The 24565-nt window shown below is 69.8% G+C and carries 24 protein-coding genes; 13 read left to right on the top strand and 11 right to left on the bottom strand.

What is annotated here, in order from left to right; genetic code table 11:
• The first annotated feature begins 256 nt into the window (after positions 1-256).
• The 4 genes from yajC to R0232_RS33210 all read left to right on the top strand — a co-directional run bounded on the left by yajC (position 257) and on the right by R0232_RS33210 (position 6091).
• On the top strand, positions 257-589 hold the full coding sequence (gene yajC / locus R0232_RS33225) for a preprotein translocase subunit YajC (RefSeq protein ID WP_093351325.1): 333 nt from the start codon (positions 257-259) through the stop codon (positions 587-589).
• A 93-nt stretch (positions 590-682) separates the two neighbouring features.
• A complete protein-coding gene (gene secD, locus R0232_RS33220) occupies positions 683-2575 on the top strand; it encodes a protein translocase subunit SecD (RefSeq protein WP_296792098.1) in 1893 nt (630 codons plus the stop codon).
• 12 nt (positions 2576-2587) lie between these two features.
• Complete coding sequence (secF, locus tag R0232_RS33215; protein ID WP_093351319.1) at positions 2588-3541, top strand: protein translocase subunit SecF; 954 nt, start codon at positions 2588-2590, stop codon at positions 3539-3541.
• A 165-nt stretch (positions 3542-3706) separates the two neighbouring features.
• On the top strand, positions 3707-6091 hold the full coding sequence (locus R0232_RS33210) for a DUF1631 family protein (RefSeq protein ID WP_431510766.1): 2385 nt from the start codon (positions 3707-3709) through the stop codon (positions 6089-6091).
• 23 nt (positions 6092-6114) lie between these two features.
• Here R0232_RS33210 and R0232_RS33205 read toward each other — a convergent pair whose 3' ends face one another.
• From R0232_RS33205 to R0232_RS33195, 3 genes are all read right to left on the bottom strand, one after another.
• Complete coding sequence (locus R0232_RS33205) at positions 6115-6633, bottom strand: DUF494 family protein (protein ID WP_093351314.1); 519 nt, start codon at positions 6631-6633, stop codon at positions 6115-6117.
• Positions 6634-6760: 127 nt separating this feature from the next.
• Positions 6761-7915 (bottom strand): DNA-processing protein DprA, encoded by a 1155-nt coding sequence (gene dprA / locus R0232_RS33200; RefSeq protein WP_398498628.1) that lies wholly within the window; start codon positions 7913-7915, stop codon positions 6761-6763.
• 16 nt (positions 7916-7931) lie between these two features.
• Positions 7932-9149 (bottom strand): LysM peptidoglycan-binding domain-containing protein, encoded by a 1218-nt coding sequence (locus R0232_RS33195; protein ID WP_208512582.1) that lies wholly within the window; start codon positions 9147-9149, stop codon positions 7932-7934.
• 160 nt (positions 9150-9309) lie between these two features.
• On the opposite strand from R0232_RS33195, the gene def reads away from it, so the two are divergent.
• Genes def through R0232_RS33170 form a run of 5 tightly spaced genes read left to right on the top strand, consistent with a single transcriptional unit; the run spans position 9310 to position 12377 of the window.
• Positions 9310-9831, top strand: a complete 522-nt coding sequence (gene def, locus R0232_RS33190) for a peptide deformylase (RefSeq protein WP_093351307.1) — start codon at positions 9310-9312, stop codon at positions 9829-9831.
• Between the two features lie 18 nt (positions 9832-9849).
• A complete protein-coding gene (locus tag R0232_RS33185; protein ID WP_431510765.1) occupies positions 9850-10338 on the top strand; it encodes a hypothetical protein in 489 nt (162 codons plus the stop codon).
• Entirely contained in the window at positions 10335-11294 is a 960-nt protein-coding gene (gene fmt / locus R0232_RS33180) for a methionyl-tRNA formyltransferase (protein WP_431510764.1), read from the top strand. The genes R0232_RS33185 and fmt overlap by 4 nt, the downstream gene beginning before the upstream one ends.
• Positions 11295-11301: 7 nt before the next feature.
• Positions 11302-12042 carry an AzlC family ABC transporter permease gene (locus tag R0232_RS33175; RefSeq protein ID WP_093351299.1) on the top strand — a complete coding sequence of 247 codons (741 nt, stop codon included), beginning with the start codon at positions 11302-11304 and terminating at the stop codon, positions 12040-12042.
• Positions 12039-12377, top strand: coding sequence for an AzlD domain-containing protein (locus R0232_RS33170; protein ID WP_093351297.1), 339 nt, complete (start codon positions 12039-12041; stop codon positions 12375-12377). The genes R0232_RS33175 and R0232_RS33170 overlap by 4 nt, the downstream gene beginning before the upstream one ends.
• Here R0232_RS33170 and R0232_RS33165 read toward each other — a convergent pair.
• The 7 genes from R0232_RS33165 to R0232_RS33135 all read right to left on the bottom strand — a co-directional run bounded on the left by R0232_RS33165 (position 12361) and on the right by R0232_RS33135 (position 18931).
• The gene (locus R0232_RS33165) at positions 12361-13305 is read right to left on the bottom strand and encodes an NAD(P)-dependent oxidoreductase (RefSeq protein ID WP_431510763.1); all 945 of its coding nucleotides are present in this window, start codon (positions 13303-13305) and stop codon (positions 12361-12363) included. The genes R0232_RS33170 and R0232_RS33165 overlap by 17 nt on opposite strands.
• A 35-nt stretch (positions 13306-13340) precedes the next feature.
• Positions 13341-14324 (bottom strand): Bug family tripartite tricarboxylate transporter substrate binding protein, encoded by a 984-nt coding sequence (locus R0232_RS33160; protein WP_093351292.1) that lies wholly within the window; start codon positions 14322-14324, stop codon positions 13341-13343.
• Between the two features lie 93 nt (positions 14325-14417).
• A complete protein-coding gene (locus R0232_RS33155) occupies positions 14418-15392 on the bottom strand; it encodes an MBL fold metallo-hydrolase (protein ID WP_431510762.1) in 975 nt (324 codons plus the stop codon).
• The gene (locus R0232_RS33150) at positions 15389-15598 is read right to left on the bottom strand and encodes a DUF2783 domain-containing protein (RefSeq protein ID WP_431510761.1); all 210 of its coding nucleotides are present in this window, start codon (positions 15596-15598) and stop codon (positions 15389-15391) included. The genes R0232_RS33155 and R0232_RS33150 overlap by 4 nt, the downstream gene beginning before the upstream one ends.
• Positions 15595-17256 (bottom strand): FAD-dependent monooxygenase, encoded by a 1662-nt coding sequence (locus tag R0232_RS33145; protein ID WP_431510760.1) that lies wholly within the window; start codon positions 17254-17256, stop codon positions 15595-15597. Before R0232_RS33145 ends, R0232_RS33150 begins: the two co-directional genes overlap by 4 nt.
• A gap of 15 nt (positions 17257-17271) precedes the next feature.
• Complete coding sequence (locus R0232_RS33140) at positions 17272-18393, bottom strand: alpha/beta hydrolase family protein (protein WP_431510759.1); 1122 nt, start codon at positions 18391-18393, stop codon at positions 17272-17274.
• Positions 18386-18931, bottom strand: coding sequence for a VOC family protein (locus R0232_RS33135; RefSeq protein ID WP_057594377.1), 546 nt, complete (start codon positions 18929-18931; stop codon positions 18386-18388). Before R0232_RS33135 ends, R0232_RS33140 begins: the two co-directional genes overlap by 8 nt.
• 106 nt (positions 18932-19037) lie before the next feature.
• Between R0232_RS33135 and R0232_RS33130 the strand changes: the two genes are divergently transcribed.
• The 3 genes from R0232_RS33130 to pyk all read left to right on the top strand — a co-directional run bounded on the left by R0232_RS33130 (position 19038) and on the right by pyk (position 22778).
• The gene (locus R0232_RS33130; protein ID WP_431510758.1) at positions 19038-19946 is read left to right on the top strand and encodes a LysR family transcriptional regulator; all 909 of its coding nucleotides are present in this window, start codon (positions 19038-19040) and stop codon (positions 19944-19946) included.
• 89 nt (positions 19947-20035) lie between these two features.
• The gene (locus R0232_RS33125; protein WP_431510757.1) at positions 20036-21229 is read left to right on the top strand and encodes a phosphoglycerate kinase; all 1194 of its coding nucleotides are present in this window, start codon (positions 20036-20038) and stop codon (positions 21227-21229) included.
• Between the two features lie 100 nt (positions 21230-21329).
• A complete protein-coding gene (gene pyk / locus R0232_RS33120) occupies positions 21330-22778 on the top strand; it encodes a pyruvate kinase (RefSeq protein WP_093351273.1) in 1449 nt (482 codons plus the stop codon).
• Positions 22779-22842: 64 nt separating this feature from the next.
• Here pyk and R0232_RS33115 read toward each other — a convergent pair whose 3' ends face one another.
• Entirely contained in the window at positions 22843-23859 is a 1017-nt protein-coding gene (locus tag R0232_RS33115) for a 1-aminocyclopropane-1-carboxylate deaminase (protein ID WP_431510756.1), read from the bottom strand.
• Between the two features lie 151 nt (positions 23860-24010).
• On the opposite strand from R0232_RS33115, the gene R0232_RS33110 reads away from it, so the two are divergent.
• A complete protein-coding gene (locus tag R0232_RS33110) occupies positions 24011-24550 on the top strand; it encodes an Lrp/AsnC family transcriptional regulator (RefSeq protein ID WP_208512571.1) in 540 nt (179 codons plus the stop codon).
• Positions 24551-24565 lie beyond the last annotated feature (15 nt).

Raw genomic sequence — 24565 nt, 5'->3', positions numbered from 1 at the left:
ATAGCAATCCAGGAGCGCCTCCCAAACACCGAATGCCCACCGCCCCGCGCCGGATAAGCGCGCGGAGCGGCGCTTCGCCACGAATACAATGCCCGGTGCTGTGCGGCGGCCAAGCCCCCGCCTGGCTTCGATTCGCGGCCCGTGCCCGTTGACCCTTGGCCCGTTCGAAGGCCCTGGTGCGAAGGCCCTGGTGCCGCCGAACCCCGAGCGCGGCTCGCGCCGGAGTCATTACCTCTTCCCTCTGTTGGAGACTTCCTTGTTCATTTCTACCGCTTTCGCCCAGACCGCCGCTCCCGCTGCCGGAGGTGGCGACATGTTGTCCTCGCTGGGCAGCATGCTCCCCCTGGTGCTCATGTTCGTGGTGCTGTATTTCGTCATGATCCGCCCGCAGATGAAGCGCCAGAAGGAAGCCCGCGCGATGATCGAGGCGCTGGTCAAGGGCGATGAAGTCGCCACCGCCGGCGGCGTGCTCGGCAAGATCACCTCGGTCGGCGACCAGTACCTGGGCCTCGAGATCGCCAACGGCGTCGAGATCAAGGTGCAGCGCAGCGCGGTGGTGCAGGTGCTGCCCAAGGGCGCCGTCAAATAAGAAAGAAAAGCGTGGCCCGGTCTTGCGCTTCGTTGCCCCGGACCTCAAGTCACGCCGTGTCCCGTTCCTGCCGTCTCTGAAAAGCGCGATCTCATGAACCGTTACCCGGTCTGGAAGTACGCGATCATCGTGATCGTGCTGCTCGTGGGGCTGATCTATGCCCTGCCCAATTTCTTCGGCGAGGCACCTGCGGTGCAGGTCTCGTCGGCCAAGTCGACCGTCAAGGTCGACAGCGCCACCCAGACCCGCGTCGAGGAGGCCCTGAAGGCGGGCGACCTCGTGCCCGATCTGATCACGCTCGATGGCGGCTCGCTGCGCGCTCGCTTCGGCAGCCCCGACGAGCAGCTCAAGGCGCGCGACCTGATCCAGCATGCGCTGGTGCCCGACGCCGCCGACCCGCCCTACACGGTGGCGCTGAACCTGGTGTCGCGCTCGCCCAAGTGGCTCACGGCGCTGCATGCCTTCCCGATGTACCTGGGGCTCGACCTGCGCGGCGGCGTCGACTTCCTGCTGCAGGTCGACATGAAGGGCGCCATCGACAAGAAGGCCGAATCCTTCGCGAGCGACCTGCGCACCAACTTCCGCTCGAAGGACATCCGCGGCACCCAGGTGAGCCGCAACGGCCAGGCCGTCGAGGTGACCTTCCGCGACGCCGCGGCGCTGGAAAAGGCCAAGCAGCTGATCCAGGACCAGTTCCCCGACCTCACGACCACCGACGGTCCGGACGGCAGCAACTGGCGCCTCGTCGCCACCATCAAGCCCGAGGCCGCGCGCCGCCTGCAGGACGCCGCGCTCAAGCAGAACATCACCACGCTGCACAACCGGATCAACGAACTCGGCGTGGCCGAACCCGTGATCCAGCAGCAGGGCATCGACCGCATCGTCGTGCAGCTGCCGGGCGTGCAGGACACGGCCAAGGCCAAGGAAATCCTCGGCCGCACCGCCACCCTCGAGATGCGCCTGGTCGACGAATCGTCCGAAGGCCGCGCGGCCGAGCTCAGCGGCGGGCCGGTGCCCTTCGGCTCCGAGAAGTTCTTCGACCGCGCGGGCCGCCCGGTGATCGTCAAGAAGCAGGTGCTGGTCACCGGCGAGAACCTCACCGACGCGCAGCCCGGCTTCGACCAGCAGAGCAACCAGCCCAAGGTCGACCTGACGATGGACGCCAAGGGCGGCAACATCATGCGCGACGTCAGCCGCGAGAACTACAAGAAGCGCATGGCGATGATGATCTTCGAGAAGGGCAAGGGCGAAGTGCTCACGGCTCCCTCGATCAACGGCGAACTCGGCAACCGCTTCCAGGTCTCGGGCTCGATGAGCGTGACCGAGGCCAACGACCTCGCGCTGCTGCTGCGCGCCGGCTCGCTGGCCGCGCCGATGGAAATCATCCAGGAACGCACCATCGGCCCGACGCTGGGCGCCGACAACATCGACAAGGGCATCAAGTCCGTGATGTACGGCTTCCTGGCGATCATGGTCTTCATGTGCGTGTACTACGCGCTGTTCGGCCTGTTCTCGTCGATCGCGCTGGCGGTCAACCTGCTGCTGCTGGTGGCGCTGCTGTCGATGATCCAGGCCACGCTCACGCTGCCCGGCATCGCGGCCATGGCGCTCGCGATCGGCGTGGCGATCGACTCCAACGTGCTGATCAACGAGCGCGTGCGCGAGGAGCTGCGCAACGGCGCCTCGCCGCAGGCGGCCATCCACGCCGGCTACGACCGCGCCTGGGGCACCATCCTCGACTCCAACGTGACCACGCTGATCGCGGGCATCGCGCTGCTGGCCTTCGGCTCCGGCCCGGTGCGCGGCTTCGCGGTGGTGCACTGCCTGGGCATCGTGACCTCGATGTTCTCGGCCGTGTTCTTCTCGCGCGGCATCGTGAACTTCTGGTACGGCGGCAAGAAGAAGCTCAAGAGCGTGTCGATCGGCACCGTCTGGCGCCCCAAGACCGATACCGCCGACGGTACGTCCGTGGCCGAAGCCAAGTAAGGAAAGAAGGCCATGGAGTTCTTCCGCATCCACCGCACCATTCCGTTCATGCGCCATGCCCTGGTGCTGAACATCATCTCCTTCGCGACCTTCGCGCTGGCGGTGTTCTTCCTGATGCACCGCGGCCTGCACCTGTCGGTCGAGTTCACCGGCGGCACCGTGATGGAGGTGGCCTATTCGCAGCCCGCCGACGTCGGCAAGATCCGCGACGCCGTGAGCAAGCTCGGCTACCAGGAAGTGCTGGTGCAGAACTACGGCAGCTCGCGCGACGTGCAGATCCGCCTGCCGGCGCGCCAGGGCATGAGCGCCGAGCAGCAGAGCGTGCCGGTGATGGCCGCGCTCAAGGCCATCGACCCTTCCGCCACGCAGCGCGGCATCGAGTTCGTCGGCCCGCAGGTGGGCGAGGAGCTCACCACCAACGGCCTGAAGGCGCTGGGCATGGTGGTGGTCGGGATCATGATCTACCTGGCGTTCCGCTTCGAGTGGAAGTTCGCGCTCGCCACCGTGCTGGCCAACCTGCACGACGTGGTGATCATCCTGGGCTTCTTCGCCTTCTTCCAGTGGGAGTTCTCGCTCGCGGTGCTGGCGGCGGTGCTGGCGGTGCTGGGCTACTCGGTGAACGAATCGGTCGTGATCTTCGACCGGATCCGCGAGAACTTCCGGCGCTACCGGAAGATGACGACCACCGAGATCATCGACAACGCGATCACCTCGACCATCAGCCGGACCATCATCACCCACGGCTCCACGCAGCTCGTGGTGCTGTCGATGTTCTTCTTCGGCGGCCCGACGCTGCACTACTTCGCGCTGGCACTCACCATCGGCATCTGCTTCGGCATCTACTCGTCGTGCTTCGTGGCGGCGGCGATCGCCATGTGGCTCGGCATCAAGCGCGAGGACCTGATCAAGGGCCCGGTCAAGCGCGACGGCGATCCGGACGATCCGAACGCCGGCGCGGTGGTCTGAAGCGGCGCCCCTGCGGCATCCGCTGGGCAAGGTAAAGTCGGGCCCGTCCCTCGCCGCGAGGCGCCCATGCAACGCGACAGGAAGCGCACCCTTGTGCGGATGCGCTTCCCGATGCAAGCTCGCGTCTGTCGGGTGAAACCGGTACCTGCCCCCTGATCTTCCTCAATGAGCATTGCGCGATCAGCCTCGTCCCTGCAGCTCGCGCGCGAGACGCGTGAGCGTTTCGTGCTGGCGACGGAAGGCGCCATCGTTCCGCTGGCCCGTGCCATCCGCGACCGCCTGACCCAGCTGGCCTCCGAGGTCGGCAGCGCGCGCGCCATGCAGGAGCACCGCGACGACTTCGTGGCGTTCCAGGGCAATGCCTCGCAATGGGTGTCGCTCGCTCAGACCGGCTGGCGCAAGGCGCTCGGCGAGAGCGGCGCCAGCGGCTTCCACACCTCGACCTCGCACACGCAGATGCTGCGGCTCGAGCTGATCGGCGACGAGGTGGTGGAAAGCAACATCCTCTCCTCGCGCCTGGCGCAGATGATCCACGACCGCGCGAGCTTCGAGCTCAGCGACCTGCGGCTGCGCATCCAGCACCTCGAGGGCACGAGCGAGCTCGACGGCAAGGACGTGCTCAAGCCCGAGACCCTGGCCAAGCTGCTGGTCGAGCAATGGCTGGCCGCCGGTCTGAGCCGCCAGCTCTGGACCCGCGTGCAGGACACGGTGCAGGCGCAGCTGGTCGACGTGGTCGCCAAGGCCTACGAGGACGCCAACACCCACCTGGTCGCCCACGGCGTGATGCCCGAGATCGATCTCAAGAGCTTCGTGCGGCGCACCGGCGGCGCGGCCTCGGGCGGCGCGACCGGCCCGGGCGCGCCGGGCGCATCGGGCGTTTGGCAAGCCGGCGGCCATGCAGCGCCGGGCGGCGCGATGCCGTCGGCGGCCTCCATGCCCGGCACATTCCAGCGCGGCGGCGGCGGTGCGCCCGCCGGCAGTTCGCCGCTGGCCACGGCACGCCAGCGCGCCCAGACCGCGCTGCTGAACCTCAAGCGCTTCGTCACCGGCCGCATCGGCGGCGACACCGGCAACAGCACGCAGCCGGCCTCGTCGATCGGCGTCGACGGCCGCGGCAGCGCCGGCGGCGTCGACTTCGGCGCGCCACGGCCCTTCTCGCGCACCTTCGCGGGCGCCATCGCCGACGCCGAGGCCGCCTACCGCGCGGCTGCCACCCAATACCTGGAAGCCGCGGGCGAGCAGGCCACGATGATCCAGCAGAGCGCGGTCGACCTGCGCCGCCGCAGCACCGAACTCAAGAAGCGCGCGCCGACCACCGCCGACAAGGCCACGGTCGAGATCGTGGCGCTGATGTTCCAGGCCATCCTGGCCGAGGAGCGCATTCCGTTCTCGGCGCGCGTGTGGTTCGCGCGGCTGCAGATGCCGGTGCTGCGCGTGGCCATCGCCGAGCCCGAGTTCTTCGGCACCTTGCAGCATCCCGCGCGCATGCTGATCGACCGCATGGGCTCGTGCGTGATGGGCTTCGACGCGGCCGCGATCTCGGGCAGCGCGCTCGAGAACGAGATCAAGCGCGTGGTGCAGGTGATCGAGCAGTACCCCGAGACCGGGCAGCGCGTCTTCAAGCTGGTGTTCGACGAATTCGTCGCCTTCCTCAACCGCTACCTCACGCAGAGCGACACCGCGCAGCGCGTGATGAGCGTGGCGCAGCAGGTCGAGCAGAAGGAGACGATGGCGATCCAGTACACCATCGAGCTGCGCAAGATGCTCAACGACATGCCGGTGCGCGACGAGATCCGCGAGTTCCTGTTCAAGGTCTGGGCCGAGGTGCTGGCGATCGCCGCGCTGCGCTACGGCGGCCAGGACGAGCAGACCGTGACGCTCAAGCGCGCGGCTTCGGAACTGGTGTGGGCCGCGAGCGCCAAGCCCAGCCGCACCGACCGCGCGCGCGTGATCCAGGACCTGCCGCAGCTGCTGCAGCGCCTGCGCCAGGGCATGGCGCTGCTGGGCATCGTCGGCGAGCCGCAGGAGGCCTACATCAAGACCATCGGTGCGACGCTCTCCGATGCCTTCATGCTCAAGACCGAGGCCATTCCGCAGGCCAAGATCGAGGCCATGGCCGAGCGGCTGGCGCACCTCGAGGACTTCGTGAGCGACAGCGGCGGCGACGCCGACCTGCCGCTCGACGCCACCAACATCGAGCTGCTGCTGGGCGTGGATGCGAGCACCATCGAGGTCGTGGCCGACACGGCGGGCGCGCGCGCGACCGAGGACATGCTGGCCTGGGCCAACGAGCTGCAGGTGGGCACCTGGTTCATGCTCGACCACAACGACCGCGTGAGCCAGGTCCAGTTCGTCTGGCGCAGCGACCGCAAGCAGCTGCACCTGTTCGCCTCGGCCGACGGGCGCAGCTTCCTGATCCAGGCCGGGCGGCTCGCGTCCTACCTGCAGGCGGGCCTGCTGGTGCCGGCCGAGGAAGAGACGCTGACGGTGCGCGCCACGCGCGAGGCGCTCGCGAAGCTCGATGCGAATCCCGAGCGGCTGTTGAACTAGCGAGAGGCCGTCTCGCGAAGGGCTCAGTGCGCGAGCCGGCCTTCGTGGTTCTCGCAGAGCTCGTCGAGCACCAGCGCATCGGGCTCGATGCCGGTGCTCCAGTGCACCATCAGCACGATGATCTTGAGCTCGTCGAGCGCCACCGGCGCGCCGGGCGCGGCCATCGCGCGTTCGACGACGATCTCGCGCATGTCGCAGGGCAGCACGTTCGAGCCTTCGAGGAACTGGATGAAGCCCAGGCATTCGGCGCCCAGGTGCTCCTGCTCGGCCTGCGAATACACGCGCATCGAATCGGGCGACTGCGGCCGCGTGGCCTCGGCACTGCTGCGCAACGCGACGGTGACGCTGCGGCCCTCCTCGTCGTTGCGCGTGAGCTGCACGCCTTGCGTGGCGAGGCTCAGGCCATCGAGCCATTGCAAGGCATCGCGTATCTCCTCGGCCTCGAAGCCGTGGGCGCTGAGCTTGCGGCTCAATTGTTCGGGTTCAGGGCAGGCATCGCTGCGCCAGTAGTTTTCGTAGACAAACACGAGCACTTCGAACATGGGCCCAATATAGCCCACGACGATGGATGCGGCGCGACGCGTGGTGCAAATGCAAGGATCGGCGTAAATACCGATGGCCGCTCGCGAGGCTGTGCGCGACGGTGGCGGGTGGTGTGCGTTCGTGCGCTCAGGCCGCGCCCATGCGCTGGAACAGCCCGCCCGGCAGGCGCGCGACCTGGCCCTCGAGTTCGAGCTCGAGCATGCGGGCCTGCAGCGCCGCGGCGCCCCAGCCGGTGCGCGCACCGAGTGCATCGAGACTCACCGGATCGAAACCCAGCGCCTCGAGCAACGGATCTCCGTGGTCCGTGCCGCCGGTCCACGGCCTGAAGGCGTCCGGCGATGGCTGCTGCGCGAGCGGCTGCAATTCCTCGAGGATGTCGGCCACCGACTCGACCAGCTTCGCGCCCTGGCGGATCAGCGCATGGCAGCCGCGCGACTGCGGCGAGTGGATCGAGCCGGGGATCGCGAACACGTCCTTGCCCTGCTCGGAGGTGAGCCGCGCCGTGATCAGCGAGCCCGAGGCGAGCGCGGCCTCGACCACCAGCGTGCCGCGCGCGAGTCCCGCGATCAGCCGGTTGCGCTTCGGAAAGTTCTGCGTGAGCGGCGGCGTGCCGAGCAGGAACTCGCTCACGATCAGGCCCTGCTGCGTGATGCGCTGCGCGAGCTCGCGGTGCCGCGCCGGATAGACGCGGTCGAGCCCGGTGCCGACCACCGCCACCGTGGCGAGCCGCGGCCCCGCGCCCGCGGCATCGGCCGCATCGAGCGCGCCCTGGTGCGCGGCGCCGTCCACGCCGAGCGCCAGGCCCGAGATCACGGGCAGGCCGGCCTCGCCGAGCGCGCGTCCGAAGGCGCGCGCGTTCGAGGCGCCCTGCGGCGTGGGGTTGCGGCTGCCGACCACGGCGAGGCTGTGGTCGAGCTGGGTCAGGTCGAAGGCTTCGGCACCCAGCACGTGCAGCATCAGCGGCGGGTCGGCGGTCTCGAGCAGCGAGCGCGGATAGCCGGCATCGCCGAGCGTGACGATGCGGCGCACCACCGCGCCCTCGCCGTCCTCGCGCTGGCGCAGCCATAGCTGGGTCTGGTCGATCAGCGCCTGCAGGTTGGGCGGCATCTGGCGCAGCGCCGCGGCCTGGGCCTCGCTCACGACCTGCTGCAGCGCGGCCTCGGTCTGGGCGAATATGTCTGCGGGCAGGCCGAACGCGGCCAGCAGGCGACGGGCGGCGCCGTCGCCGATGCCCGGCGTCATCGACAGCCGCAGCCAGCCCGCGAGTTCTGCGCGGTCCACGCGGGAACCGGGTGGGTCAGGGGTTGACGATGAAGTCGCCGGCGCGCGGGGTGTCGTTGATTTCGAGCACCAGCGCGTACGAGACCTTCTCGAAGGGGCGGAACACCATCAGCAGGCCGATGCGTTCGTTCGGCAGCTTGATGGTTTCCTTCTTCTCGCCGGTGCGGTCGAGGATGGTCTCGCCGTTCTTGAGGATCGCCAGCACGTGGCCGCTGTCGATGCCGTCGCGCGTGCCCTTGTTGATGGCCACCACCTGGTTCTGCGCCGCGAACTGCACCGCGTTGCCGTAGACCGACACGATGCGGCCCTCGACCTGCGTGGAGGGCGCGCGCGGCGCGTAGCTCAGCAGCTGGCGCGGCGGCTCGGGCAGCAGGCGGTCGCCGGCGCGGATTTCCTCGCGCGCCGCGATCACGTCGACGGTGGCGGGCACGACCGTGATGTAGTCCTTGTCGTCCTTGGTCTCGACCGTGGTCGATTCGCCGCGCTGCAGCCGGACCTTGCCCAGGTACTGGGCCTCGTAGCCGAGGATCTCGCCGGTGCCGGGGTCCTTCAGCGGCGTGGCATTGCGGAACACGCGGTAGTGCTGCAGCGGGCCCGGCACCTCGACCAGGGGCGAATCCTTCTCGCCGCGCGCATAGGCGCGGTCGCCGCGCGACAGCAGCACGCGGCTGTCGTTGCCGGCCACGATGCGCGGCGCGGCCTGCAGCGTGTTCTCGTCGACCACGATCGGCTCGCTGAGGAAGGGCTCGATCAGGCTCGGGTTGAGCGTGGGCAGCGCCATGCCGGACAGCGAGTCGAAACGGGTGCGCGGCGTCAGCTTGATGGTGCCGCCCTCGCCGCCGGCGCCGCGGCGCGTGGTGAGGCGGGCGCGGCCGCCGCTCTTGTCGAGGTAGAGCACCTGGCCCGGGTAGATGCGGTGCGGGTTCGCGATCTCGTTGATGTTCATGCCCCAGAGCTCGGGCCAGCGCCAGGGCCGCAGCAGGTACAGGCGCGAGATGGCCCAGAGGGTGTCGCCGGGCTTGACCGTGTACTCGTCGGGCGCGTTGGGTGCCAGCTCGCTCAGCGGCACGCCGGCCTGGGCGGTCTGCTGGGCCGTGGCGCGTTGCTGGGCGGTGATCGGATAATTCTGCGCCCAGGCCGCCGTGGTGCCGACGCCACCTGCCGCAACGACCGCGAGGACTGCCAGGGAGGCGGAGAGGTTCGTGCGGCGGGCCGGGGTTGGGAGCTTTTTCATGTCTGGATGGGTGAGCGCACGACGTATCGTGGCGCATACGAATCTCACAATTTGCTACGAATTCTGGCGCCAAGCCCCCGGAAGGGCAACGTTTATCCGGCAAACGCGCGGCCCGCGGCCGCCGAATTGGCGAAAATAGCCACAACTTCCCCCCGATTTCATGGCCAAACGAATCATTCTGAGTTACCCGGACAAGCGCCTGCACACGGTGGCCAAGCCCGTGCAGGGCGTGGACGCGCGCATCAAGACCCTGGTCGCCGACATGCTCGAGACCATGTACGACGCCAATGGCATCGGTCTGGCCGCGACCCAGGTCAACGTGCACGAACGGATCGTGGTCATCGACGTCTCCGAAGAGCGCGACCAGCCGCTGGTGCTGATCAACCCCGAGATCACCTGGGCCAGCGACGAGAAGGTCATCAACGAGGAAGGCTGCCTCTCGGTGCCCGGCATCTACGACGGCGTCGAGCGCTCGACCGCGGTCAAGGTGCAGGCGCTCGACCTCGACGGCGAACTGCGCAGCATCGAGGCCGACGGCCTGCTGGCCGTGTGCATCCAGCACGAGCTCGATCACCTGCTGGGCAAGGTCTTCGTCGAATACCTGTCGCCGCTCAAGCGCAACCGCATCAAGAACAAGCTGCTCAAGCAGCAGCGCGAGGACGTGCGCGAAGGCAGGGCCTGACCGATGGCCGTTGGTGCCTTGACCCGCCTGCCCCTTCTTTGCGCCGTCGTCCTGCTGGTGCTCGCCGGCTGCGCCAGCGAACCCACCCGCATCGTCCCCGGCACCTCGGCCGCCGAAACCCTGCAGCGCCTGGGCGAGCCCACGGGCCGCTATCCGCTGAACGGCGGCGGCGAGCGGCTGCAGTACTCGCGCACGCCGGCCGGCTTCGAGGTCACAGACATCGACCTCGATGCCGCCGGCAAGGTGGTCTCGGTGACCCAGGTGCTCGACGAGCGCCGCTTCGACCACGACATCCAGGTCGACAAGTGGCGCCAGAACGACGTCATGGCCTTCTACGGCCGCCCCTATGAGATCCGCCGCGTGACCTCCTTCGACGGCAATGTCTGGACCTGGCGCTACAAGTCGGTGAACGAGCGCCGCCTGCTCCACATCTACATCGACCCCGCCGGCGTGGTGCGGCGCTACCACACGGGCGACGACCTCGACTTCGATCGGCTGCGCCGGTGAACCCGCTGCGCGTCGTTTTCGCGGGCACGCCCGAGTTCGCGCGCGTCGCGCTGGAGGCCATCGCGGCCGCCGGCCACGACGTGGCGCTGGTGCTGACCCAGCCCGACCGCCCGGCCGGCCGCGGCATGAAGCTGCAGGCCTCGCCGGTCAAGCAATGCGCGCTGGCCCATGGCTGGCCCGTGGCGCAGCCGCGCAGCCTGCGCCTGGACGGCAAATACCCCGATGAGGCCGCCGCCGCGCGCGAGGCCCTGTTGGCGGCTGGTGCCGACGTGATGGTGGTCGCGGCCTACGGCCTGATCCTGCCGCAATGGGTGCTCGACCTGCCGCGCCTGGGGTGCCTCAACATCCACGCCAGCCTGCTGCCGCGCTGGCGCGGCGCCGCGCCGATCCACCGCGCCATCGAGGCCGGCGACGCGCGCACCGGCATCACGATCATGCAGATGGACGCCGGCCTCGACACCGGCGACATGCTGTCGGTCGAGGCGCTCGAGATCGGCGAGGACAACACCGCCCGCCTGCACGACCGGCTGGCCGCGCTCGGCGGCCGCATGATCGTCGAGGCGCTGGCCGGTGCCGCCGAGGGCCGTCTCGTGCGCACGCCGCAGCCGGCCGAGGGCGTGAGCTACGCCAACAAGGTCGAGAAGCAGGAAGCGCTGATCGACTGGCAGCGGCCCGCCGCCGAGATCGTGCGCCGCATCCGCGCCTTCGATCCCTTCCCCGGCGCCAACAGCCCGCTCGAGAACGAGACCATCAAGCTCTGGGCTGCGCATGCCGTGGCCGGCCCGGTCTCCGACGCGCCCGGCACCATCCTCGCGGTGACCGGCGACGGCATCGCGGTGGCGGCCGCCGATGCGATCGTGACCGTCACCGAGCTCCAGCGTCCGGGCGGCAAGCGCCTGGGCGTCGCCGATTTCCTGCGCGGCTTCGACCTGAAGACCGGCCAGGTGTTCGGGTGAGCGCCTGATGTTCCTGTCGGCCGCCATCCGGCGCCGCCCGCAGTTCCGCGTGGGCGTGCGCGACATGACCCCCGTGGCGCTGGGCATCGGCGCTTGGGGCCTGATGACCGGCGTGGCCATGGTCAAGTCGAACATGAGCGTGCTCGAGGCCGTGGCGATGACCCTGCTGGTCTACGCGGGCAGCTCGCAGCTCGCGGCCATCCCGCTGCTGTTCGCGGGCGCGCCGGCCTGGGTGATCCTGGCGACCGGCTTCTGCGTCAACCTGCGCTTCGTGGTCTTCAGCCTGCACCTGCGGCCCTACCTGATGCACATGCCGCGCTGGCGCCGCATGCTGCACGGCTACCTCACGGCCGACATGAGCTATGCGCTATTCACGAAGCAGTACCCGGCGCCGCCGGTCACCGACGAGGAACGGCTCGCGCAGGAGGCCTACCTCACGGGCAACTACGCCGTGACCTGGTGCGCCTGGATGGGCATGAGCCTGTTGGGCATCGCGCTGGCCAACCTGATCCCGCAGAGCTGGGGCCTGGGCTTCGCGGGCGTGCTGAGCCTGGTGGCGATCGTCTGCTCGATGGCGACGACGCGGCTGCGCATCCTCGCGGCGCTGATCGCGGGCGCCACGGCGGTGGCGGCCTATGCGCTGCCGCTCAAGCTCAACATCGTGGTCGCCATCGGCGTGGCGGTGCTGCTGTGCTTCTGGCTCGAGAAGCAGTTCGGCCTCGACCCCGAGGCGGAGGACGACAAGTGAAGGGCGAGACCGACTTCTGGACGCTCGCCGTGATCGTCGGCCTGGCCGGTGTCACCGTGCTCACGCGCTGCTTCTTCTTCATCCTCGACCGGCCCTGGGGCCTGCCCGAGTGGGCGCACCGCGCGCTGCACTACGCGCCGGCCGCCGCGCTGGCCGGCGTGATCGCGCCCGAGATCGTGATGACGCAGGGCCACCTGATCACCTCGCTGCACGACGCGCGCATCTACGCCACCGTGGTCGGCGCGGCCTATTACTACTGGCGCCGCGGCGTGCTCGGCACCATGCTGGCCGGCATGGCGGTGTACCTGCCGCTGCACCTCATCTGGGGCTGGTAGCCGAGCGGATCTCGGTGCCGGCCTCGGTCTCGACCCAGCGCACCAGCTCGCTCACGCTCACGCCGGGCCCGCGCGCCGCATCGGCCTGCTGCCACAGCCGGCGGCCCTCCTCGCTGATCGGCGCCGGCATGCCGAGCTCGCGTGCCAGGTCGACCGCGATGCCCATGTCCTTGAGCATCAGCTCGAGCTTGAACGGATCGTCGAAGCTGCGGCTGATCACGCGCTGGTGGATGTGCGTGCGCGTGATCCACGAGCCGCCCGTGGCCTCGTTGAGCACGTCGGTCATCACGGCCGGATCGAGCCCGGCGCGGGTGCCGATCGCCAGCCCCTCGGCCGTGGCCGTGAGCGTGACGGCGGTGATCAGGTTGTTGAGGCACTTCATGGTGTGGCCGGCGCCGAGCGCGCCCAGGTGGAACACCGCGCGGCCCATCGCATCGAGCAGCGGCCGCGCGCGCGCCACGTCGTCCGGCGCGCCGCCGACCATGAACACCAGCTCGGCCGCCTGCGCGCCCCAGGCCGCGCCCGAGACCGGCGCGTCGACCATCGCGATGCCGTGCTCGGCCAGCCGCGCGGCGGTCTCGCGCGTGATCCACGGTTCGGCCGAGGAGGTGTCGAGCAGCAGGCCGCCGCGCGCCCAGCCCGCGAGCAGGCCGTCGTCGGCGAACACCACCTCGCGCACCACGCGGCCGTTGGGCAGCATGGTCACGATGACGTCGCTGTGCGCGGCCACCTCGCGCAGGCTGGCGCGCGCCGTGATGCCGGGCTGCGATTCGGCGAGCCGCTGCGCCGCGCCGGGCGCGAGGTCGTAGACCGAGACCGCGTGGCCGGCGCGCGCGAGGTGGCCGGCCATGGGCGCGCCCATGACGCCGAGGCCGATGAAGCCGACGCGCTCGCGCGCGGTCGAAGCAGGGGATGGTTCGTTGGACATGAGTGAAAGCGGAAACGGTCGGATGAAAAGGGTGCTCAGTCGAGTTGCACGCCCGAGGTCTTGATGACCTGGCCCCAGTACGCGCTCTGCGAACGCGCCATCTCCTGGAACTCCTTCGGCGTACCGGGCAGCGCCTCGAAGCCGAACTCGCTGAACACCTGCTGGATGCGCGGCGTCTGCAGCGCCTTGTGCAGCTCGGCGTTGAGCCGGTTCACCACCTCGGGCGGCATGCCGGCCGGGCCGATCAGGCCGTGGAAGGCGAAGGCGTTGACCTCCGGATAGCCGAGCTCGGCGAAGGTCGGCACCTCGGGCAGGCCCTTGGCGCGCTGCGGCAGCGCGATCGCCAGCGCGCGCAGCTTGCCGGTCTTGAGGTAGGGCAGCGCGGCCGTGAGGTCGAGCATCATCATCGGCACCTGGCCGCCCATGATGTCCTGCAGCGCCGGCGCGCCGCCCTTGTAGGCCACGTGCGTGATCGACAGGCCGGCCTTCTGCTTGAACAGCTCCATCGCCATGTGGTGCGGCGTGCCGATGCCCGGCGAGGCGTAGTTGGTCTTGTCGCCGTTGGCCTTCACGTAGGCGACGAAGTCCTTGAGGGTCTTGGCCTGGAAGTCGGGCCGCACCACCAGCGCCAGCGGAATGCGGCCGATGGCGCCGATGTAGGTGAAGTCGCTCGCGGGCTTGTAGGGCAGCTTGGCGAACATGTGCTCGTTGAACAGCAGCGCCGCGTTCTCGGCCTGCATGATCGTGTAGCCGTCGGGCTTCGACTGCATCAGCAGGCCGACCGCGATGTTGGTGGAGGCGCCCGGTCGGTTGTCGATCACCACCGGCTGGCCCAGCGAGGGCTGCATCGCATCGGCGAGCTGGCGCGCGATGTTGTCGGTGCCGCCGCCCGCGGCATAGGGCACCAGCCACTTGATCGGCTGGTTCGGATAGGGCCCGCTCTGGGCCGACGCGAGGCTGGCGCCGGCCAGCGCGAAGGCGGCGAGCACGGGGGCGATCAGGGGCAGGAAGCGCTTCATCGGTTTGTCTCCGGGGTGGTTTTCTTCAGGGAAATCGGTGCGGCGGCGCGCGCCTTCCTCGTCGCGGGAAGATCGCGCGCCGCGCGCGGCGGCCTACGCGTGCAGCGTCTGCCAGAGTTCGCGGTCGCGCTCGGCGGTCCACACCACCGGGTGCTCGATGCCGCGCAGCTCGTCGTAGGCGCGCGAGACGTCGAAGGGCAGCACGTGCTGGAACACCGGCCACTGGCCGAAGCGCGGCTTCATCGCGGCCTCGGCGCGCGCGAAGCAGCCCTTGAGCGCCTCGCCCGCGGCGATGCCGGCGCGCACGCTGTCGAGCAGGGTCGAGAGGAAGGCCTTCGTCAGGTCGATCGCCTCGGCGCAGGCGGCCTCGTCCTGCAGCACCGCGCCGCGGCCCGGCACCAGCACGCGCGGGCGCAGCGCGCGCACCGCGTCGAGCGTGCCGGCCCAGTCGCCGATGTAGGCGTCGCCCGCGTACACGCCGCAGTGGTTCTCGACCACGTCGCCCGAGAACAGCAGGCCGCAATCGGGCAGCCAGGCGACGGTGTCGCCGCTCGAATGGCCGCGGCCCAGCGCCATCAGCCGCAGCTCGCGGCCGATGCCGGGGCGCGGGCCGAGCCACAGACTCATCTCGTTCTGGAAGCTCAGGGTGGGCCAGGTCAGGCCCGGGATCTCCTCGAGGCCCGCGAACAGGCGCGGGAAGCGGCCCACCTCCGAATCGAAGTCGGCCTGGCCGCGCGTGCGGATCCAGTCGAGCGTGCCCGCGCTCGCGACGATCTGCTCGACCTCGTCGAAGGCGCTCGCGCCCATCACGCGCACCGCGTGATAGTGGGTCAGCACGATGGTCCGGATCGGCTTGTCGGTCACCGTGCGGATGGCCGCGAGGAAGTCGCGCGCCATGCGCGGCGTGGGGCGGGTGTCGATCAGCACCACCTGCTCGTCGCCGACCACGAAGCCGCAGTTGGGATCGAAGTCGCTGATGTAGCCGAAGGCGCCTGGCGCGAGCTCGCGCAGCTGCGGCTTCTGCTCGCGGGTGTCGGAGGCGGAGGCGAAGGAAACGTTGGCGGTCATGCGGGGTGGGGGATCGTGGAGTGTTCTTCTTCGGCGGCCGCGTTGATGCAGGCCAGCAGCACCGCCTGGTCGGCGCACTGGTTGGCCAGCAGCAGCACGAGGCGGGCGTTGAGGTCGGCGCTCTGCGCCTCGCTGCGACCTTCGTGCGCGGCCAGCAGCGCGGCATAGAAGCCGTCGGGATCGGGGATGCGGAGTTCGGTGTTCATGGCGCGGGATCGAGGGGGAGGGCCAGGGCGGTGCGGACGGCTTCGGCGATGGCTTCGGGCGTGGCCTGCGCGAGCACGCGCGCGCGGTAGGCATCGGGGCGCACCAGCACGAAGCTGCCGGGCTCGCCCGCGCCGACATGGGCCGCGAGCCGGTCGTCGGGCTGCAGCGCGGGCAGGCCGTGGTCGGTGCCACCGACCGCGAGCAGGCGCAGCGGCAGTCCCGCCGTCGCATCGAGCGCGGCCCGTGCCGCATCCGCCGTCGGCGCGAACCACAGGCCGATGCAGCGCGTGTCCTCGGCCAGCAGCTGCATCAGCGTGGTCTCGCGGCCGTCGGCCCGGCGCAGCGGCAGGTTCTGCACCGTGCGGCCGCCCGCGGGCAGTTGCGGCGCGGCGGGGTAGTCGTTGGCGACCGACATGCGCCCGGTGTTCACCAGGGCGCGCGCGAACGGAAAGCGCGCGGCCAGAGCGACGACCGCGCGGCGCAGCGTGTGCTCGGCCGGCGAGCGCGGCGCGAGGAAGCGCGCCGAGCGGCTCGTGACCTGCAGGTTCTCGCGCGCGGCCGGCTGGCGCTCGGCGTCGTAGCTGTCGAGCAGCGCGTCGCCGGCCTGGCCCCGCGCCACCAGCGCGAGCTTCCAGCCGAGGTTGGCCGCGTCCTGGATGCCGCTGTTGCCGCCGCGCGCGCCGAAGGGACTCACCACGTGCGCGGCATCGCCGATGAAGAACACGCGGCCATGGCGGAAGCGCTCGAGCAGGTGGTCGCGGTAGCCGTAGGGGCCGATCCAGACGAACTCGAACTCCACGCCCGGCCCGAGCTGCTCGCGCAGCCGCGCGCCCGCCACCTCGGGCCGGCTGATGTAGGCGGTGTCGCAGTCCTCGGGCATCTGGTAGTCGATGCGCCAGACGCCGTCGGCCATCAGGTGCTGCCAGACGCCGCGGCCCTCGTTGAAGGGCGCGTCGACCCAGGTCCAGCGCTCGGTCGGCAGCGGCTTGCGAAAGCGCACGTCGCTGATGCACCAGCGGTCGGTGCTGCGCGAGGCATGGGCCTCGATGCCGAGCCCGGTGCGGATCGCGCTGTTGGCGCCGGTGGCGTCGATCAGCCGGTCGGCCTCGATCGTGTAGCGGCCCGCGGGCGTCTCGACCTCGAGGCGCACGCCGTCGGCGATCGGTTCGACGCGCGTCACGCGGCTTTTCCAGCGCAGGTCGGTCAGGCCGAGCTCGAGGATGCGCTCGACCAGGAACCACTCGATGTAGAACTGCTGCAGGTTGATGAAGGGAGGCTGCCGCGAGACGCTCGCCGTCTGCAGGTTGAAGTTGTAGACCTCCTGCTCGCCCGAGAAGGTGCGCCCGAAGGACCAGGTGATGCCCTTGGCCGCGATGCGCTCGAAGATGCCCAGGCGCTCGAAGATCTCCAGGCTCTTCTGCGCATAGCAGATGCCGCGCGAGGAGGCGCCGCGCACGCCGACGGTGTCGTCCTCGTCGAGCAGCACGGCGCGCACGCCGCGCTGGGCGAGGTCGCAGGCCAGCGTGAGGCCCGAGGGGCCGGCGCCGACGATCACGAGCGGGTGGCGCACCACCTGGCCGCTGGCCAGCTCGGGCGTCGGCACGAAGGGCCAGCTCGGCAGTTCGTAGGCGGGCGCGAAAGCGAATTGTTCTTCCATGGCTTGCCTGCGTGACTAGAGCGAATGCGCGAACTCGGCGATCGCGTCGGCGGCCTGCGGCACCAGCTCCGGCTGGCCCGCGAGGTAGTGGTTGCCGCCGACGATGTCGACGTTGCGGATGCGCGCGCCGCCCGCGGCCAGCCAGGCATCGCGCGTGCTCGGGAAGGTCGACTGGTCGCCGGTGTAGGTCAGCAGCAGCTTGGGCACCGTGGTGCGCGCGAGGTTGGTGGGGCCGTCGGCCTGCGAGCGCGAGGACCACTGCGACAGGAAGGCCGTGAGCGAGGTGGTGCGGCCCATCGCGTTGGCCGAGTAGTTGACCTGGCGCGCATCGCCCCAGACGCTGCCGGGCAGGCGGTCGTTGGGATCGAGCGAGAGGTCGACGCAGCGCGGATCGGCATGGGTGCGGTAGACGATGAAGGTCTGGTCGCGCGGCGCGCCCCCGGTCCCGCGCAGCAGCGCGAGGCGGTCGAGGCACCATTGCTCGATGCGCGCGAGCCGCGCCTGCTGCGCGGCCGAGAAGCGCGCGAGGAAACCGGCGTCGTAGGGCACGCGGTGGCGCGCGTCGTACATGTCGAGTTCGGGGTCCACCGACAGCGGGTCGTGCTCGTCGGTGACCGAGGGATCGATCCAGTCGCGCATCAGCCGCGTGCGGCCCAGGTGCGCGGCGCACAGCGCGATGCCGTCCACCGGCGGCAGGTCGCCGGGATGCAGGTGGGTGGGGTCGCCGTCGGGGAAGTGCGTGGCCGTGAGCCGCTCGGCCTGCGCCTGGTAGAAGGCCGCGAGCGCGGCGCCGCCCGAGTTGCCGACCAGGAACACCTTCTCGTAGCCGGCCGCGCGCAGGTACTGCACGCCGGCGCCCAGGTCCTGGATCGCGCGTTCCATCAGCAGCACCGTGTCGTTGCCGACGTAGCGCGAGTTGAGCCCCATGCAGCAGATGCCGCGCTCGGCCAGCGGCGCGATCAGGTAGTGGCCCATGAAGTTGCTGGTGGGATGCATCACGATCGCCGCGATGCGCTTCGGCCCCGCGGGCGCGCGGTAGGCGCCGTAGATGCGCGGGCGCAGCATCTGCAGGCCCGACTGGCTCTCGAGCGCCGCGCCCGGCTTGACGTCGATGACGGCGAGTTGCAGTTCAGGCATCGGCCGTGCCTTTCGCGGCCAGCAGCTGCGCCTTGCGCGCGGTCCAGGCGTCGAGGTCGGCATGGGCGCGCAGCGCGTGCGCGTCCATCTCGGCCTGCGGCACGGTCGGCGTGGTCAGTTCCACGCGGATGCCGTTGGGGTCGAAGAAGTAGATCGACTCGATGATGTGGTGGTCGGTGATGCCCAGCACCTCGACGCCCGCGGCCTCGAGCCGGGCCTTGGCGGCCAGCAGGTCGGGCACGCCGTCCACGCGCAGCGCGATGTGGTTGACCCACGAGGGCGTGTTGGGCGAGGGCAGTGCGGCGATGTCGTCGCCGAGGTCGAAGAAGGCGATGAACGAGCCGTCGCGCATCCGGAAGAAGATGTGGACGTAGGGGCAGTACTCGCCGGTGCTCGGCACGTGGTCGCTCTTGATCACGTGCACCAGCGGCAGGCCGAGCAGGTCCTCGTAGAAGCGGCGGGTTTCCTCGCTGTCGCGGCAGCGCCAGGCGAAATGGTGCAGGCCCCGGATCGGGGGCGCGGCGGATGGGGTCGGCATCGGGCTTGTCTCCGGGACGGCCATCGGGGCCGTCCGAGCCGCTATTGGGCGATGGCTGGACCTATGATGCAATCGAAATTAATTCATCGATTGATGAAATAGCCATATGAATCTGACCTTGCGCCAGTTGCGCGCCTTCGCCGCCGTCGCCGAGACCGGCAGCTTCACCGCCGCGGCCCAGCAGCTGCACCTGACCCAGTCGGCGCTCAGCGTCCTGGTGCGCGAGCTCGAGCGCGAGATGGGCGTGCAGCTGCTCGACCGCCACACGCGGCGCGTGCTGCTGTCCGAGGCCGGGCGCGAATTCCTGCCCTCGGTGCACCGGCTGCTCGGCGACCTCGCGGGCGCGGTGGCCGGCGTGACCGAGCTGCGCGACAAGAAGAAGGGCCTGCTGCGGCTGGCCGCGCCGCAGCTCATGGCCTGCACCCTGATGCCGCGCGTGATCGCCGTGTACCGCGCGCAATACCCCGACGTGGAGGTGCGGCTGGCCGACACCCTGCCCGAGCACCTGCTCGACGGCATCCTCGCGGGCGAGGTCGAGCTGGCCGTGGGGCAGGACCTCGAGGTCGACCCGGCGCTGATCGAGCGCCGCACGCTGCTGCGCGACCGCCACTGGCTGATCTGCCCGCCCGGCCATGCCTTCGAGGGGCGGCGCAAGGTGCGCTGGGCCGAGCTCGCGCCCTACACCTTCATCGCGCCCACGCGCGACTTCCGCCAGCGCGTGCTGCCCGAGCTCGCGAGCGCCGAGCGCGCCTGGATGCAGCGCCCCGGCACCCAGGAGGTGTCGTACATGACGACCGCGCTCGGCATGGTGGCCTCGGGGCTCGGGCTGACCGTGTGCCCGACCTATTCGGCGCCGCTGGTGCAGGCGCACGGGCTGCGCATGGTGCGGCTGGAGGCGCCCGACTTCCACCGCGAGGTCTGCGTCTACGGCGCGGCGCGGCGTTCGCTGTCGCCCGCGGCGGCCAGCTTCGTGCAGATTCTGGAGCGCTTCGCGAGCGAGCGAAGCGACGCCTGAAAAGCATCGGCCGGCGTCACGAGACGCACAGTCGCGCAGTGAGGCCCTACCTACAATGCGGGGCGACCCGTATCCATCCCATCCAGACCATGAACGTTCTTCGATTCACCGACCTCTGCGCCCAGGGCAAAGCCGCCGGCCAGCGCGTCTTCATCCGTGCCGACCTCAACGTGCCGCAGGACGATGCCGGCCGCATCACCGAGGACACCCGCATCCGCGCCTCGGTGCCCTGCATCCAGCTGGCCCTCGATGCCGGTGCCGCGGTGATGGTCACCTCGCACCTGGGCCGCCCGACCGAGGGCGAGTTCAAGCCCGAGGATTCGCTGGCGCCGGTCGCGAAGCGCCTGGGCGAGCTGCTGGGCCGCGAGGTGCCGCTGGTCGCGAACTGGGTCGACGGCGTCGACGTGAAGCCGGGCCAGGTCGTGCTGCTCGAGAACTGCCGCCTCAACAAGGGCGAGAAGAAGAACGACGAGGCGCTCGCGCGCAAGCTCGCCGCGCTGACCGACATCTACGTCAACGACGCCTTCGGCACCGCGCACCGCGCCGAGGCCACCACCTACGGCATCGCGCAGTTCGCCAAGGTGGCGAGCGCCGGCCCGCTGCTGGCGGCCGAGATCGACGCCATCACCAAGGCCCTGGCCCAGCCCAAGCGCCCGCTGGTGGCGATCGTCGCGGGCTCCAAGGTCAGCACCAAGCTCACGATCCTGCAGAGCCTGTCGGCCAACGTCGACCAGCTGATCGTCGGCGGCGGCATCGCCAACACCTTCCTGCTCGCGGCCGGCCTGAAGATCGGCAAGTCGCTGGCCGAGCCCGACCTGGTCGACCAGGCGAAGTCGGTGATCGAATCGATGCGTGCGCGCGGCGCCGACGTGCCGATCCCGGTCGACGTGGTCACGGCCAAGACCTTCGCGCCCGACGCGCCCGCCACCGTCAAGGCGGCCAGCGAGGTGGCCGACGACGACCTGATCCTCGACATCGGCCCGAAGACGGCCGCGCAACTGGCCGCGCAGCTGCGCGAGGCCGGCACCATCGTCTGGAACGGCCCGGTGGGCGTGTTCGAGTTCGACGCCTTCGCGGGCGGCACCGAGGCCATCGCCCAGGCGATCGCCGAGAGCAGCGCGTTCTCGATCGCCGGCGGCGGCGACACCCTCGCGGCGATCGCCAAGTACGGCATCGAGAAGGACGTGGGCTACATCTCGACCGGCGGCGGCGCCTTCCTCGAGGTGCTGGAGGGCAAGACCCTGCCGGCCTTCGAGATCCTGGCCAAGCGCGCCGCGGGCTGAGAGCGCGGAAGGATCGCGCGGATTCCATCGATCCGCGTGTTGTCTTCCACGCGACACATAAATTGTATACAGTAGCGGATACAAAAACGGAGATAGATCCATGAGCACCGACCGCCTTCCCCGCCACGCCACCAAGATCGTCGCCACGCTCGGCCCCGCGTCGAGCACGCCCGAGCTGCTCGAGCAGATGATCATCCACAAGGTGAGCGTGGTCCGGCTCAACTTCAGCCACGGGACGGCGCAGGACCACATCGACCGCGCCACCATGGTCCGCGAGGCGGCGCGCAAGGCCGGCCGCGAGGTCGCGATCATGGCCGACCTGCAGGGCCCGAAGATCCGCGTGGGCAAGTTCGCGCAGGGCAAGATCTGGCTCGAGCCGGGTGCGAAGTTCGTGCTCGACGCCTCGCGCACCGAACCGGGCGACATCGATGCCGTGGGTCTCGACTACAAGGACCTGCCGCGCGACGTGCGCGCCGGCGACCGGCTGCTGCTCAACGACGGCCTGATCGTGCTGGTGGTCGATGCCGTGCGCGGCGAGGCGGTGCACACCACCGTCAAGCTCGGCGGCGAGCTCTCGAACAACAAGGGCATCAACAAGCAGGGCGGCGGCCTCACGGCGCCCGCGCTCACGGCCAAGGACATGGAGGACATCAAGACCGCGATGAGCTTCCAGGCCGACTACGTGGCCGTGAGCTTCCCGAAGAACGCGACCGACATGGAAATGGCGCGCCAGCTGTGCAACGTGGCGGCCGCCGAATACGGCCACAAGCCCGGGCTGATCGCGAAGATCGAACGCGCCGAGGCGATCCCCCGGCTCGAGGAGATCCTGCGCGCCAGCGACGGCATCATGGTCGCGCGCGGCGACCTCGCGGTCGAGGTCGGCAATGCCGCGGTGCCGGCGCTGCAGAAGAGGATGATCCGCATGGCGCGCGAGATGGACAAGGTGGCGATCACCGCGACCCAGATGATGGAGTCGATGATCACCAACCCCGTGCCCACGCGCGCCGAGGTCAGCGACGTGGCGAACGCGGTGCTCGACGGCACCGACGCCGTGATGCTCTCGGCCGAGACCGCCTCGGGCCGCTACCCGCTCGAGACCGTGCAGGAGATGAGCCGCATCTGCGAAGCCGCCGAGGCCGCCGAAGACAAGCAGCTCGATGCCGACTTCAGCGGCCAGTCTTATGCGCGCATCGACCAGTCGATCGCCATGGGCGCGCTGTTCACCGCGCACCACCTGGGCGCCAAGGCCATCGTCGCGCTGACCGAGTCGGGCTCGACCCCGCTGTGGATGAGCCGCCACCGCGCCCACATCCCGATGTACGCGCTGACCTCGCGCCTGGCGACGCAGCGCAAGATGGCGCTCTACCGCAACGTGCGCCCGCTGCTGATGGATTCGGAGAGCGACCGCGACACCGCGCTCGAGCAGGCCGAGGCGCATCTGAAGAAGCGCGGCATCGTGCAGAGCGGCGACGTCTACGCGATCACCTGCGGCGAGCCGATGGGCGCGCCGGGCGGCACCAACATGCTGAAGATCTGCCGCGCAAGCTGATCCGCGCGCTGACAAAGACAAAGGCCGGCGCATGCCGGCCTTTCTTCCTGGCGCCGGCCTCCGGTCAGCCGTTGCGGAACAGGAAGCTGTAGGCGTTGAGCGCCGGCACGCCGCCCAGGTGCGCGTACAGCACCTTCGAGCCGGCCGGGAATTCGCCCAGGCGCACCTTCTCGATCATCCCGTGCATCGACTTGCCCTCGTACACCGGGTCGGTCAGCATGCCCTCGAAGCGCGCGCTCAGGCGGATCGCCTCCAGCGTGCCCTCGTTCGGCAGGCCGTACTCGGGGCCGCCGAAGCGGCGGTCGAGCACCACGTCGCGCTCGGTGATCTCGCGGCCCAGCTCGATCAGCTCGGCCGTGTTGCGCGCGATGCGCAGGATCTGCTCGAAGGTCTGCTGCGGCTTGGCCGAGGCATCGATGCCGATCACGCGATCGGCCCGGCCGTCGGCCGCGAAGCCCGCCACCATGCCGGCCTGCGTGCTGCCCGTGACCGAGCAGACCACGATGTAGTCGAACTTGAAGCCGAGCTCGGCCTCCTGCTGGCGCACTTCCTCGGCGAAGCCCACGAAGCCCAGCCCGCCCAGCGGATGCTCGGAGCAGCCCGCCGGAATCGGGAACGGCTTGCCGCCGGCCTGGCGCACGCTGTCCATCGCGTCCTCCCAGCTCTTGCGGATGCCGATGTCGAAGCCGGCCGCGTCGAGCCGCACGTCGGCGCCGAGGATGCGCGACATCTCGATGTTGCCCACGCGGTCGTACACCGCGTCGGAGTAGTTGACCCAGTTCTCCTGCACCAGCACGCACTTCAGGCCCAGGTGCGCGGCCACCGCGGCCACCTGCCGGGTCTGGTTCGACTGGATGCCGCCGATCGACACCAGCGTGTCGTAGCCGCCCTCGAGCGCCTCGGGGATCAGGTACTCGAGCTTGCGCGTCTTGTTGCCGCCGAAGGCGAGGCCGCTGTTGCAGTCCTCGCGCTTCGCATAGAGCTCGACCTTGCCGCCGAGGTGGGCGCTCAGGCGCTTGAGCGGATGGATCGGCGTCGGGCCGAAGGTCAGCACGTGGCGGGGGAATTTCTTCAGGTTCATCGGCAAGACTCCAGGGTGAAGCACAGGGGAAGGGCGATGAAGCCGATGGTAGGAAGAAGGCCGAGCAACAGGGTTGCAAAATTCGGTGGCCTCGCAAACCAAAAGAAATCAAGATGCGGGGATAGAAGCTATTTGATGCGCCAAAGCAGCCATGAGCACAACAAAATTGCGTTCCTCGCCTGCGCGTTCCGCCAAGCCGCAGCAGGCCCCCGCGCCCGCCGTTTCGGCGGCCGCCGCGCTCGATCGCACCGACCGCGCGATCCTGCGCGCGCTGCAGCGCGACGCCTCGATGTCCAACGTCGCGCTGGCTGCCAAGGTCAGCCTCAGCGCGCCGGCCTGCCTGCGCCGCGTCGAACGGCTCAAGGCCTCGGGCCTGATCAAGGGCGTGGTCGCGCTGCTCGACGCGCAGGCGCTCGACATGGGCATGCTGGTGATGATCGGCGTGGTGCTCGACCGCTCCACGCCAGACTCCTTCGCCGACTTCGAGAAGGCCGCGCAGAAGGTCTCGGGCTGCCTCGAGTGCCACGTGGTCACGGGCGAGTTCGACTACTTCATGCTCGTGCGCACGCGCGACAACGACAGCTTCAACCGGCTGCATGCCGAGCAGCTGCTCTACCTGCCGGGCGTGCGGCAGATCCGGACCTTCGTGGTGCTCAAGCAGGTGCTGTCGACCACACAGCTGCCTCTCTGACACGCGGCGCGCGCG

This window comes from Variovorax sp. DAIF25 (genome assembly GCF_050711835.1).
Taxonomy (GTDB): Bacteria; Pseudomonadota; Gammaproteobacteria; order Burkholderiales; family Burkholderiaceae_C; genus Variovorax.
Note: the sequence above shows the minus strand (reverse complement) of the source record. Positions and strands in the feature narration are given on the sequence as shown.